The organism is Rhodococcus sp. C26F (assembly GCF_053345925.1).
The window spans coordinates 1-13428 of record NZ_JBKFBA010000072.1; the positions used below are offsets into that span (position 1 = coordinate 1).

The 13428-nt window shown below is 61.5% G+C and carries 10 protein-coding genes and 2 pseudogenes; 6 read left to right on the forward strand and 6 right to left on the reverse strand.

All coding sequences use genetic code 11. The features are described from left to right. Positions 1 to 491 precede the first annotated feature (491 nt). Both ACLBYD_RS29520 and ACLBYD_RS29525 read right to left on the reverse strand, forming a co-directional pair. Positions 492 to 611, reverse strand: a pseudogene (locus ACLBYD_RS29520) (TerC family protein); the annotation flags it as partial. 864 nt (positions 612 to 1475) lie between these two features. Continuing rightward, the gene (locus ACLBYD_RS29525) at positions 1476 to 2135 is read right to left on the reverse strand and encodes a TetR family transcriptional regulator (RefSeq protein WP_447819231.1); all 660 of its coding nucleotides are present in this window, start codon (positions 2133 to 2135) and stop codon (positions 1476 to 1478) included. Positions 2136 to 2295: 160 nt separating this feature from the next. Here ACLBYD_RS29525 and ACLBYD_RS29530 point away from each other — a divergent pair, with 160 nt between their 5' ends. From ACLBYD_RS29530 to ACLBYD_RS29540, 3 genes and pseudogenes are all read left to right on the forward strand, one after another. Beyond that, entirely contained in the window at positions 2296 to 3756 is a 1461-nt protein-coding gene (locus ACLBYD_RS29530; protein ID WP_447819232.1) for an MDR family MFS transporter, read from the forward strand. Positions 3757 to 3989: 233 nt separating this feature from the next. Further along, on the forward strand, positions 3990 to 4202 hold the full coding sequence (locus ACLBYD_RS29535; RefSeq protein WP_447819233.1) for a hypothetical protein: 213 nt from the start codon (positions 3990 to 3992) through the stop codon (positions 4200 to 4202). Between the two features lie 136 nt (positions 4203 to 4338). Next, a pseudogene (locus ACLBYD_RS29540) lies at positions 4339 to 5481 on the forward strand (IS701 family transposase). 1266 nt (positions 5482 to 6747) lie between these two features. Here ACLBYD_RS29540 and ACLBYD_RS29545 read toward each other — a convergent pair. The 4 genes from ACLBYD_RS29545 to ACLBYD_RS29560 form a co-directional block, all read right to left on the reverse strand. Continuing rightward, positions 6748 to 7797 carry an alcohol dehydrogenase catalytic domain-containing protein gene (locus ACLBYD_RS29545; protein ID WP_447819234.1) on the reverse strand — a complete coding sequence of 350 codons (1050 nt, stop codon included), beginning with the start codon at positions 7795 to 7797 and terminating at the stop codon, positions 6748 to 6750. Positions 7798 to 7829: 32 nt separating this feature from the next. Then, positions 7830 to 9179 (reverse strand): MFS transporter, encoded by a 1350-nt coding sequence (locus ACLBYD_RS29550; protein ID WP_447819235.1) that lies wholly within the window; start codon positions 9177 to 9179, stop codon positions 7830 to 7832. A gap of 348 nt (positions 9180 to 9527) precedes the next feature. Then, positions 9528 to 10271, reverse strand: a complete 744-nt coding sequence (locus ACLBYD_RS29555) for a 2-oxo acid dehydrogenase subunit E2 (RefSeq protein ID WP_447819236.1) — start codon at positions 10269 to 10271, stop codon at positions 9528 to 9530. A 5-nt stretch (positions 10272 to 10276) separates the two neighbouring features. Next, on the reverse strand, positions 10277 to 10579 hold the full coding sequence (locus ACLBYD_RS29560; protein WP_447819237.1) for a biotin/lipoyl-containing protein: 303 nt from the start codon (positions 10577 to 10579) through the stop codon (positions 10277 to 10279). A gap of 61 nt (positions 10580 to 10640) precedes the next feature. On the opposite strand from ACLBYD_RS29560, the gene ACLBYD_RS29565 reads away from it, so the two are divergent. From ACLBYD_RS29565 to ACLBYD_RS29575, 3 genes are all read left to right on the forward strand, one after another. Further along, a complete protein-coding gene (locus ACLBYD_RS29565) occupies positions 10641 to 11366 on the forward strand; it encodes a TetR/AcrR family transcriptional regulator (RefSeq protein WP_447819238.1) in 726 nt (241 codons plus the stop codon). Positions 11367 to 11466: 100 nt separating this feature from the next. Beyond that, positions 11467 to 12390, forward strand: coding sequence for a thiamine pyrophosphate-dependent dehydrogenase E1 component subunit alpha (locus ACLBYD_RS29570; RefSeq protein WP_447819239.1), 924 nt, complete (start codon positions 11467 to 11469; stop codon positions 12388 to 12390). Next, positions 12387 to 13409 carry an alpha-ketoacid dehydrogenase subunit beta gene (locus tag ACLBYD_RS29575; protein ID WP_447819240.1) on the forward strand — a complete coding sequence of 341 codons (1023 nt, stop codon included), beginning with the start codon at positions 12387 to 12389 and terminating at the stop codon, positions 13407 to 13409. Before ACLBYD_RS29570 ends, ACLBYD_RS29575 begins: the two co-directional genes overlap by 4 nt. Positions 13410 to 13428: the final 19 nt, after the last annotated feature.

A 13428-nucleotide genomic window follows, 5' to 3' on the forward strand; every position in this document is an offset into this window, starting at 1 on the left:
TCCGTCGCTACATCATCTGGCGCAACAAGCACGCCGAGGATCAACAGCTACGGGAGATCGTCGACAGGGCAAACGTTGCGTGATGCGGCACTAGGTAGAGCGCAGCAATGCGGACAGCAAGTTGCGATCGAGCAATGCCAGCTCAACGACGTACTCTCCGACTCATACCCACCCCGGCAACGCAGCCTGACCGACACTCCGTCACCGGTGGCCGGTTATCGGATCCTTCGGAGACCGGACAGCGGCGGTTCGAGCAACCGTGCACCTTCCTCGGTCAGGCACTTACTGTGCCGTCCGGGCGGTGATACGACCCCAGCTCGCGGATGGACACCCGGCAGTGAAGTACACAAGCCCGTTCTGCACCTTCGCACTTCCGGACACCACGGGAAAGGGTCGAGGGCACAAAATTTCCGTACACGGACACGTTCTGCGACAAAGGGCCCAACGTGCCGCAGTCGTTGCCGGCGCGTGGTTTCCTTCGTCCTCCTCGTTTATCGCAGACTTGCGACGGCCGTGATGACGAGAATTCCGACGATGACGGTCAGCGACAGTCCGGTTGAGATTTCGGGGACCGCTACGTGTTCACCACCGTTGATCCAGTCCAGGGTGTTCATTTGACTAGTCCGATCAGCGAGCTCCGCTGACACCGCACCGTCCAGCGTTGCATGCACTGCTTACGACACACACTTACCTCCTTCGTACAAAAGACTTTTGACCAGTCTCGGCGCACCATTCGTGATCCGGCTGGGAAGCAGCCGGTTCACGACATTCGATCCAGGACTGTCCCAGCCCGTCACGTTCGGGGTCGGAGCCGGTACGTCAATACGCGGCAGAACTATTGCAACCTCCCGGACGATCCAATTTGCTCTGTCCGGATCGTCCGGGTTTCATCGGGATATGGCGTCAAACCGATGGCAATGGAGCAAGGACGAACCCCTGTTCGGCGACCCAAAATCTCCACTCGGTGCACTGATCTTGGGAGCAGCATTCGCTGTCGTAACCCTCGTCGCCGCTGCCCTGAAGTAAGGAACGTACGGCCACTGCCGATCGACCGGTCAACACCGCAGCATCGAAACCTCAGCTCCGCCCTCCTCTTTGCTGGGGTGCGCACACGCTCCCGATGCGAGAGACGGTCGTATCCCGCGCCTGCTCCAATCAGTCCTTGTAATCCAACCGTCTTCGCGATCCCCTTGGGAAGACGCACCACTGGACGCGGACCGTCATGATCGCAGCCAGGTCCGCGACAAGTCCTGCCTGCACTCCTCGGCAGTAGCCGGTCACGCCGAGTTCGCTGATCAGATCCCGGACATGGCAGGCAGGCAGCGGGACGCGTGTAGGTGTTCGTACACCTCACGCATCAGGGGCGCATTCGGCTAGATCGTGCATGGCCTGCCGATGCTACGGCGAGCGCCTTGCTGACGGCAGCCACAAAACCGATACCGTCTGCAGCGACTCGCTTGTGTCGGGCAGGAAGGTCATCGTTTCCCGAGATCATCGACCCCGAAGATTGTGCGCATTTCGCTACGTGTCCTCCGGTAGGTCTCAACGAGATCGACTTCGTCGCCGTCTTCGATCCCCTTGATCCATGCCTCGAAGGCTGTGCGTGCCGCTGCGCTGACAATTTCGACCAGCAGCCGCGCATAGGACGGAGGATGAAGTGCACGAACCTTTTCCGTCACGCTCTGGGTGACTCGGGACATCGCGACGGCATCGGACGCGAAGGCGGCGCCGCGGAGGTGATCGTCGGAGGCAACGAGACGACGTGTCCTGAGCACGCGATCCTTGACGTCGTCGGCGGATGACATGAGACGCTGCAGCGAACGCTCGTAAAGCGTTTCCAGGCCCTCGAGATCGACCTGCTCCGGTGATACCGAGTCAAGCCAAGCGAGCAGGTCCGCCTCGAAGTCTTTGTCCGGTCCGTAGACCGATTCCTCCTTTGTCGCAAAGTAGCGAAAGAAGGTGCTCGGCGATACGCCCGCTCGGCGAGCGATCTCATCGACCGTGGTCGCGGCTGCCCCCTGCTGCTCGAACAATTCCAGCGCCGCCAGAGTGATCTCGCGACGCGTTTCGAGTCGCCGCCGTTCCCGCAGACTCGGAACGCGTGCTTGTGACACCGACCCACCCGGTGCATCCATCAGGCGGCTCCTTTCGACTCGAACCCAGACGCCAAGCAGACCACAACCAGAATCCACCCTGACAGTCAAAATTAATTTGACAGTCACTACCACTTCGGGTGACTCTCTCATGAGTGCTGTGATCGCGGCAAAGTCGTCCTCTCCAGAAAGTTCCACTGATATGCATGTGCACCAGCCCGACGACCAACTGGACGCCACCCCCGAGGAACATCTGGAACAGGGCAACAAGCTGCTGATCAGCGTCCTTGTCGCTGCGGCCTTCGTTATGATCCTCAACGAGACGATCATGAGCGTGGCTCTGCCCCGGTTGATGGACGACCTCGACATCACCGCAAGTACCGCGCAATGGCTCACCACCGGCTTCCTGCTGACCATGGCCGTGGTCATCCCGATCACCGGTTACCTGTTCCAGCGCTTCACCCTCCGCCAAGTCTTCATCACGTCCATGGGCATCTTCAGCCTCGGCACGCTACTCGCCGCGATCGCACCCGGATTCGGGGTTCTTCTGGCGGGACGGATCATCCAGGCCGTTGGCACGGCCATCATGCTCCCGTTGCTGATGACCACAGTGCTACGCGTGGTTCCTGCCCACAAGCGCGGCAGCATGATGGGAATTATCTCCATCGTCATCGCGGTGGCACCGGCCATCGGCCCCACGCTCTCGGGCATCGTCCTTGATGCACTCGACTGGCGCTGGATGTTCTGGCTCGTCCTGCCCATCGCGCTCGTCGCCTTCGCTCTCGGAACCGCACTGGTGAAAAACCTCACGACACCGGTCGCGGTCCCGCTCGATCTGGTATCGGTCTTTCTGTCAGTACTGGCATTCGGCGGAATCGTCTACGGTCTCAGCAGCATCGGGCACTCCGCCGAGGAGTCGGGTATGCCCGTGTGGATACCGCTTGCCACAGGCGCACTCACGCTGGCCGTGTTCGTTCGGCGTCAGGTCTCCAGGCACAGCACCGGCCGCGCCCTGCTCGACCTGCGGCCCTTTGCGACCCCGACCTTCAGCATCGGACTGGCCATGCTGTCGATCAGCATGATGGCGCTCTTCGGTGCCCTGATCCTGCTGCCGCTGTACCTGCAGAACATTCGTGGTCTCGACACCCTCACCACCGGTCTGTTGCTGCTCCCCGGCGGGCTCGTCATGGGCATCCTGTCTCCGTTCGTCGGCCGCATCTTCGACCGTACCGGCCCGCGTGTCCTCGTGATCCCTGGAGCCGTGGTCGTCAGCGCGTCGCTGTGGCTGATGACCATGCTCGACACGCAATCCGCACTACCAATGGTGATAGCCATCCACTCGCTGCTGATGGCAGGGCTCGCGACGGTCATGACGCCTCTGATGACCTCCTCGCTGGGTTCGCTGCCGAGCGAGTTGTACTCGCACGGCAGCGCCATCTTCAGCACCGTCCAGCAATTGGCCGGCGCCGCAGGTACCGCACTGTTCATCACCGTCATGTCGAGCACCGCAGTATCGCGCGCGGCCGAGGGCGCGAACGAACTGAGCGCAAACCAGTCCGGTGTCCACGCCGCCTTCCTCTACGGTGGCGCAGTGTCCCTTATCGCCGTCGCTGCCTCGTTCTTCATCCGCGCACCGGAAACCACCACACTTACCCAGGCATGAGGCCGTCGGCTGGTGTTGCGCCGCTTCGCGTTCACCGGCTGGCCTTGAGAATTACCGAGCCTTCCCTGCCAGAGTCAGCTGCGAACGTCCGGGAGATCATGCCCAGGTCGAGCCGAATCCCGAGCGGACACACACGATCATCGATCCGCGAGGAGACCGGGACGTGTCCCGCCGGTAAGCTTTTCGTTGGCGGCGCCCGTTCAACTGTCGTACCAACGTACTCAGGAGTTGTCATGGCTCGTTCCACCGGACGAAACGTGGACGGCGCACAGGCCGGCGAAGTGAGCGCATACGACCTCACCACAGTGGTGCAAGCCCTGACCGGCGAACCGTTCAACATCACCGACACGGACACCGTCGAGCATCACGGGACTGAGCGCCCTCCGCATGACACCGACCTGAGCACATCCTCCGCTCCACCGAACGAGCATCGTCACCGCAAGTAGCGAACGGCCTCCGCTGCGTGGGCGGACGGGGCGTCGCGGCGGGGGCGATGCTGAAGCACGCAGTGACGTCACAGGCTACGCCTAGTACTGCAACGACAGTTTGTGACCGAGGTTGCGTCTATGGTAATTGATCTTGGTGCAGTCGGAGGTGTTGGAATGGTCGGCCGGGTTCACAGCGTTCTGCAGTCGGTTCGCGCACCGGTTCTCGCGGGTGGAGTCCCGCCGGCGGATGGTGACGTATGTCCGGGGATTGCTCGCGGAGGTCGAACGCAAGAACGGCTGGAGACTGGCCGAGGCCGCCGGGGACACCGGCCCGGAAGGCATGCAACGACTGCTGAACTTCTACGCCTGGGACGGCGACGGGCTGCGCGATGACGTGCGGCAGGTCGTGGTCGAGGCGATCGGCGACGAGGAAGCCGGGGTGCTGATCGTCGACGAGACCGGCTTCCTCAAGAAGGACAACACCTCCGCCGGGGTAGCGCGACAGCACTCGGGAACCGCCGGACGGATCGAGAACTCGCAGATCGGGGTGTTCCTCGCGTACGCCTGAAGACCGCGGTCGGGCATTGATCGACCGAGAGTTGTATCTACCGAAAGCCTGGACCGAGGACCGCGATCGGTGTCGCGATGCCGGCATCGACGACGACGTCGAGTTCGCGACCAAACCCGAACTGGCCCAGTCGATGCTCGAACGCGCACTCGATGCCGGGATTCCGTTCGGGTGGGTTACTGCCGACGAGGCCTACGGGCAGGTCGGCCGGCTGCGGATGTGGCTCGAATCCCGCGGAGTGGCGCACGTGCTGGCGGTGCCCAAAACGCAGATGGTGGTGTCGATGCAATTGCGGCAGCGCCGCGCCCACACCGTGATCGCCGAGCTCGACGCCTCGGCGTGGCAACGACTGTCGTGCGGGGACGGTGCGCACGGACCGCGGGTCTACGACTGGGCGGCCGCCCCGATCCGGCCCATCCGTGAACCGGGCCGCGGTCATTGGTTGCTGGCCCGTCGGTCGCTCACCGATTCCGACGAGATCGCCTATTACATCTGCTACGGGCCCGCCGAGACCCCGCTTGCCGAACTGGTGGGGTGGCCGGCAGTCGGTGGGCGATCGAGGAATGCTTCCAGACCGCGAAGAACGAGACCGGGCTCGACCACTACCAGGTCCGGGGTTACACCGCATGGTATCGGCACATCACCTTGTCGATGGCTGCGGCCGCGTTCTTGACGATCCTGCGTCGAGATGCGCAAAAGGGGGATCTTCGTCCGGTCTCGGCAATCTGATTCCTCTGACAGTCAACGAGATTCGACGGATGTTCAATCGTGTTGCGTGTCCGTTGAGGCACACTCTGCTCCACGTGTGGCACTGGTCGAACTAGCGTCGCATCAGCCAAGCCAGAGCCCGCGTCAGCCATTACAAACGTCGACATCCCAAACTGTCGTTGCAGTACTAGGTACTCGGCCTTACCGCGGCAGCGCATGACCGCATGGAGTCGCAAGCACGGGCTCCTTTGCAAGCGTGGCTCTCTGTATGGCCACTTCTTCCACGCCGCTTGACAGTTCCGTCATAAGGTCCCCGCAACTCGGCACTCATCTCGACGGGACGCCTACTGCGCAGTCGGCTGTCATCAACGACCGTCTGTCATGGCCACTGGACGAAGGTCGGATCCGATATCCACAGATCGAAGCTCCTGCACGGTGCGAGGGCAACTGCAAAGCCCAAACCGCGTGCCACGCCGCAGGAACTGCTGACTTCACACAACGACCGGAACAGGACAGGACCGCAATCCAGATGCCAGTCGCTGCTGACGACGATTCGTAGCGTTCATGTTTGGGAGGGCTCCGTCGGCACGGCGAGGGACACAGCCGCGCCGACGGAGGGGGCCCGACGCGACAGGGGGACAGCGCCGGAGCCCATGTCGATGCGGGGGACAAACATCGACACAGAGTTACGCCCCATGCAGGGGTCGATCCACTCGGGGGGACGGAAGAACGACATAGTTGGGGCGCACGTTCGGATGGTAGGTGTCCTCATTTGCGAGAGATCACGCCGAACACTCAGTACTCTACTGCGATAGATGGACAATAGCAATATGATTCGCCCAATCATCCGTACTACGTAGACTGATTCTTTTGATTCACAATCAATTTCACCTACCAAATGACGAGACATCTTGCGTATCACATTGACACATTGAGCAATGCCTAGTCGACACCACCCGCACTAGGAGGTTTTCTGAATGATCCTTTGCTCTGTAGGCGCCTACGAACGACAGTAACCCTATGTTGATGCGTCGGGGTTCCTGCCGTCTGGCCGTAGCAAGCGTGCACCGCCTGGACTGGGCACTGCTGCGGCTTCTCTCGGTGCGCCGCCCCCAACGGACGAAACGAGTAGGTTGCAGGTAGTTGATCGAGGAACGTCGGTAGAGCCAGGCGCTGATCGAGACCGTCCGTGCAGGCCTACACGGAGTCTCGAAGCATAGACCGAAGTCCTGAACATGCTGGATCCACCCACAGAGTCCGCCCTCAACGCGCAACACGATGCAGGTGTCATCTCGCTACTGTCGACGCCGGGTGGACGAGGATTTTAACGTGGTCTTCAGGATCGAGCAGCGAGGCGAAGGCTGCCCCGACATCATCGATCGTGACGTGGCCAGTGATAAGCAGGCTCGTATCGACTACGCCCTGTGCGAGCCTGTCCAAGGTGATCCCATAGGGGTCCTCGACCTCGCCAGACCCGAAGTTCATCGCGATCTGACGCCACTGCGCAATGACCGGAATAATTGTCTCCGGCTTGAAAGGCGAAGCCACAACCTGAATGCGGGAACCATGCGGAAGCGTTCTGGTCAGTTCATCGATCGCACCTTGCCGACCACTGCACTCGTATGCGACAGCCGGAGAATGCACTGGCTCTTGAGGCAGTAGTGCTGCGGGACCTCCAGGTATAGGCGCCGCCACGGTTGTAGCACCGAAAGCAGACGCCAACTTTCGCCGCTTGGGTGAAGGTTCGACGACGATGATCGACTCGCAACCTCTCTGAGCGAGAGCAATCACTACGCCCAATCCAATGGGTCCGGCGCCGATTACCAGCGCTGTCTCCCCTTGCCGGTACTGCGATTGCTGCACGTGGGTTTCCCCCACGTGCAAGGGTTCTGCGAGCGCAGCATCATCGAGCGACATGCCGTCGGGAACGTGACGAAGGAAAGCGCTGTCGACCACGATCCTCTCTGCGAATGCACCCGGATACTTGTTCGAGTATCCGATAATGGTCATCTCACCCGTGGCAGGGTCGGTCGCCACACCGATGCCGGCCACCCGGTCCCCGGTTCCGAAATCCTTGACGTTCTCACCGCAATCCACCACGGTTCCGGAGAATTCGTGCCCCGGCACGACCGGACGCGCCGGATCAAAAACCGACAGACTGTTCTGTCCGGCAAGGGAGACATCGACGAACGCCTGGGCGTCCTTCCAAAGACTGAGATCGCTGCCGCAGATACCGCAACTGTGCACTGCAACGAGGACCTGATCGGGACCGAGAGCCGGTGGCTCCGGGATGTCGGTTGCGGTAATGGTCCCGTTCAGAAGTGCCGCAGCACGCATATGTCGATCCCTCTCTGCGTTTGTTCGGGTTGTCAGGCTTCGAGTGACTCGGAGTTCCGCGGGGCGTAAAGGGAGATCACGAGCGCGACGAGGCCCATCACTGCTGCCAATGAGAAGACAAGTGCAACTCCCTTGCCGCTGTATATCGGCGTGCCGCTGACGACCTGGGCGGTGTTCCGGCTCAGGACGAGTCCAGCGATCTGGGCGAACAGGCTACCGACAATCGACATGGTGGCGCTCAGAACACCGGCGGAGACACCTCGTTGCTCGGCAGGTGCGACTGCCATCAACAGGTTGGGACCGGCCGCGTAGACCATGGCTCCGAAACCGACGATTCCATACATGACGATCGGGCCCCAGGAGTGCTCGGTGAAAATACTCAGCCCGGCTGCGCCCAGCGCGATGAAACCGGAGCCGAGGATGAGGAAGAACTTGAATCCATACCGCTTGGCAAACAGCCCTACCACCAGTCCGCCGAGGACGGTGAGTACTCCGGGGACGACCAGGTAGCGGGCGACTCCGGTCGCGTCGAGGCCGAATCCGTAGCTTCCCCCGAGTTCGCGCGGGGTCTGCAGGAAGGTCGGGAGGTAGCTTGCGATGACGGTGATTGCACCGCCACCGAATGCATAGGCCAGAAGCACGGTCGACGTGATCCGACTGGTGAGGATTGCGGGCTCGATGAAAGGCTCGGGAGTGTGTTTCTCCCAGGCCCACCACGCCGCCAGGATCAAGATTCCCGCTCCGAGAACGCCGAGAGTGCGGGGGTCGGCGAATTCCCACGTTGAGATCTGCGAGATTCCGAACAGGAGGGCGAAGACACCTGCCACGAGGCCGATCGCTCCGACGAAGTCGATGGGGCTGTGGTTTCGCACTGTCGATTCGGGAATGAGTGCGATCGTGCCGATTGCCCCGATCAACGACAACGCCCCTACAAACCAGAAGACCGACTCGAGCGAGATGTTGTCGATGAAGAAGCCGGCGATGAAGGGGCCTGCGATGGTCACAACGCCTACCCCATTGGTTGCGATGCTGATGCTGATATCCCGCATTCGTGGCGGGAAGACATCTCGCATCAGGGCAATAGTGATGGGGAGAAAGGCTGCGCTCACTCCGGTAAGTGCCCGCCCGACCAGGAGAACTTCGAAGCTCGGAGCCAGGGCGCTGATGACCGAGCCGATCAGCGAGACGACAGCGGCATACACCAGCACTCGTCTTTTGCCGTATCGGTCACCGAGTTTGCCAATCAGAGGCGCGACCACGCCACCGACGAGAGTAAAGATGGTGATTGTCCAGATGACCTGGGTGGTCTCGTACTTGGCGGCAAGGCCTCCGAGTGCAGGCGCGATTAGCTGGAATCCGAGTGCGGACTGCTCGGTCAACACGACGAGTACTGCAACGGCAGCAATCCATCTGCCCGATCCCTCGGGTTTGTGGGAATGCGACCCGCCCCGTGGCCGGTCAGCCGGTCCCCCGGATGGGTCGGGGGTTGTTACTGCGGGTTCAATGATGCCCATTGGTGGTTTACCTCAGATCAGACGCTGCGGCGCACAGTTGCGTGGTGGGTAACCCAAGATCGCAAACGAGACTCAGGTCACAGGAGAACTCTCACACAATGCCGCGCGATAGTCAATCGGTTGATCGGAACAACTGATCGCATCCGGCCAACAGGGACCTTCCTCAAACGAAGCGAGCGCCGGCACTCGGCCGGCGCTCGCAAAGGAACAGATGGACTACTCCCCTTCTCGGTACTCGACGCTTGACCACGTCTCCAACTTGTCCCGCAGAGAAGCCAGGTACCGCAGAACTTCGCCGCCGTCGAGGGCGCGATGATCGAAGGTCAAGGACGGGTCGACGACCGTTCGGATTTCGATGGTCTCGTCCTCACCCTTCCCCACGGCAATCGGCTCACGTCTCAACCCGGGCAGGCCGAGAAGCGCTACTTGCGGAACGTTGAGCAGAGCCTCGGCGCGAAGGGATGGTCCAACAGCCCCGGGGTTACTGAGGGTGAACGTGCCCCCCTGGAGGTCTTCGAGCGAGACAGTGCCCGCTCGTGCCCGTTCGGCAAGTTGGGCAATCTTCTCTGCTATCCGGGTGACTCCTAGGTCCTGGGCGTCGCGAATGACAGGCACCATCAATCCGTCAGGTGAATCAACGGCAACCCCCAGGTTGACCGTCGACCACCGAATCATTTCCCGCTCACCGAGACTGGCGTTGAGATTGGGAAACTCCGAGAGCGTCGATACTGCGGCCTTCGCGATGAAGGCAAGCACGGACGGCTTGGGGCCGATCCACTGCGAGCGTATGGACAGCAGCTGCGTCAAATCGACACGCATGTCCGCCGTCAACGACGGAACCGCGGCCGCTACGGTCAGGTTACGTGCGATCGCTCGTCGACGTGGACGAAGGCGTTCGACGACATGAGGCACATCGTCGTATCCGGCGGGCAGATCACTCGATCGGGCGTGTTCGCTCATCTGATCTACTCGACCGACGCAGGCCGGTAGCTCTGAAGAGCTTCCTCGGCCTCGGCTTCCGGGACCTCGGCTGCGACCATCAGTGCCACGACAGTACCGACTGCGACCTCGTCGCCTTCACCGAACAAAAGACGCACGACCCGTCCAGCATGAGGCGAAACAAGTTCGGTATCGACTTTGTCGGTGCTGACATCGGCCAGCACCTGGTCGACCTCTACGGTGGCTCCGACCTCGACCAGCCACTCGTTGATTTCGACGTTCTCGACAGACCCGCTGTGCGGCACCTTCACTTCGAGGATTTCCGTCATTTCGCCTCCGTTCGTCGTGCGTCCGAACTCGTCGTTTCGGTGACGCGTCATGCTTGCTGGTTTGACGGTAGCCTGGATCACCTGCTTCGGTCAATTGATTGAATCACTCGATCGATTCATCGACCACCGTCGCATGAAAGGTCACCCAATGGGCCGACGACGAGACACCGACGGCCGCGCCCTCCTCACGAGTGCAGCTCTCGAGCTTTTCGCCAACTACGGAATCGACGGGACATCGATTCGCGCAGTCAACCGCACCGCTGGCCTCGGACCTGCTTCGGTGCACTACCACTTCGGCACGAAGGAGGCATTGGTCGACGAGGCGTTGGACCTCTATGGCAGCAAGGTGGTCGAAGCAATCATCGAGAAAGCACGCACTTTGGCATCGCGTAGCGAACCTGTCCGTCCTCGCGATCTGATTCTGATGTTCTCGCGCGCTTACGACAGCTTGCTCGACGAGCAGGACGAGAACGCGCAGAACTGGATCCGCTTAGTGGACCGACTGCTTGCCATCGACCCCCTGCGGGTTTCCGATGTACATGCAACCACCGAGGCGGCCAACGCCGTGCGCCGGCTGTTCCCCCACGCCCGCCCGGAGGACATCGGACACGCACTCACTTTGGCCATTCGTGTCTACGTCAGCGCACTGGCACAGCGCGTACATCGTCTCACTTCGGCAGATGAGCCCACCCAAAAGACGGCACGCGGCGAATTGCAGTTCATGATCACCTTCCTCGCCGGGGGCATCACAGCCGCACTCAATGAATCAAGTGATTCAATTGATTGACTGAATCGAGTGATTTGAACTACCTTGGTTGCACGCTATGGCGCGTCACACGACTCGATCGATCCCAGTACGCGCCCCACACCATGGACAGGAGACTTCGATGGGGAAGCTCGACGACGAGCAGCTCCGGACGATGCTGACTCGCATGGCGCAGGCACGCGCCATCGACAAGGTCATTACCGAGCACACGAAAGAACACCGATTCGACGGGTACTGGCATCCCGGAGAAGGCCAGGAAGCCGCCCCGATCGGTGCAACTGCAGCCCTACGCGACGACGACTACCTCGCCTACCACTTCCGAGGCTCGGCCTGGGCACTCGGCAAAGGAATGCCCCTCGAACCCGTAATCGGCGACATCTTCGGGCGCACCACCGGATCCACCGGAGGTAAGGGCGCCGGCTCCCCGAAGTGGGCAGATCCGACCATCGGTCTTCTCGGCGAGGGAGGAACCCTCGGCAGCGCATTCGTCGTCGCCGGTGGCGCAGCACTCGCCATCGACATCAAAGGCACCGACCAGGTCGCAGTTGCCGCATTCGGCGATGCAACATCCGCACGCGGAACGTTCCATGAGACACTCCTCCAAGCCTCCGTATGGAACCTCCCCTTGATCTACTTCTGCGAAAACAACCACTGGCAGGTCGCAACGCCGTTCGAGGCATGGAGCCCCACCAAGACCGTTGCCGAGCGCGGCGCCGCCTACGGTGTTCCCGGACTGGAAGTGGACGGCCAGGACGCTCAGGCGGTTCACGAGGCGATGAGCATCGCCGTCGAGCGAGCCCGCGCAGGCGGCGGCCCTACGATCGTAGAAGCCCACGTCACCCGAGCGCGAGGCCACTACGAGGGCGACCTCCACCGAGCTGACATGTCGTCCTACCGCGACCCGATCGGCGTCCTCGCCAAGCGCGTCGAGAACGCCGACGAGATCATCAAACAAGCCGAGGCAGACGTCCGTGCGGAATATGCCAAAGCACTCGACGCGCCCGTGGCCGACCCCGACATCCTCTGGAAGGACGTGTTCGCATGAGCACCAATCCGACGGGCACCTCCACGGTGGCCGCAACCAAACGTATGCGCTACATCGAGGCGATCGAGTCCGCGATCTGGGAAGAAATGGAACGCGACGAATCGGTCTTCACCCTCGGGCAGGGTGTGAGCATCGGCGGGTTCTTCGGCAAGAAGGGCCAGAAAACCCTCGCCGAGCAGTTCGGCACCAAACGAGTCCGCGACTCCGGAATCACCGAGGCGTTCATGGCCGGTTGCGCCGCGGGTGCCGCTATGGTCGGGATGCGCCCCATCATTCAGATGGGCTTCGCCGGGTTCTCCCTCATTGCCGGCGACGAGATCTACCACAAGCTCGCAAAATGGCGATACATGCACGGTGGGAAGTTCGAACTACCAGCCGTCATTCGCCTTCCCGGTGGACATCAAGACGCCGCAGGACCCGAGCACTCCAACAGCTACGAAGTCCTCGGCATGCACATGCCCGGACTCAAGGTAGTCGTCCCTGGTACCGCCGCCGACGCGAAAGGGCTTCTCAAAGCTGCTGTACGCGACCCTAACCCTGTCCTCTTCCACGAGGTGCGCTCGCTGAATTTCACCAAGGGCGAGGTCCCCACCGATCCCGATTTCATCGTACCGATCGGAGTCGCAGAGGTTGTGACACGCGGCAATGACCTCACCATCGTGACGTACGGCCACATGAGGAAAGAAAGCGTCGCTGCAGCAGAACGACTGTCTCGAGAGGGAATCTCTGCGGAAGTCATCGATCTCAAGAGCCTTGTTCCCCTGGACTACCCGACCGTCTTCGAATCGGTCGCCAAAACCAAGCGTGCGATGGTCGTGAACGAAGCCGCGCTGACCGCCGGACCGGCCTCGGAGATTGCAACGCGCATCTACGAAGAGATGTTCAGTTCCCTCGCAGCCCCGGTCACCCGTGTCTGCGCCCCCGATGTACCCGCACCGCAAACCATCCGACTCGAAGCGATGATGCGTCCGAATCCGGACCAAATCGCCGAAGCCGCAAGGAACCTTGTCAAGTACTAGCTCGCACGGCGGCGGTGCC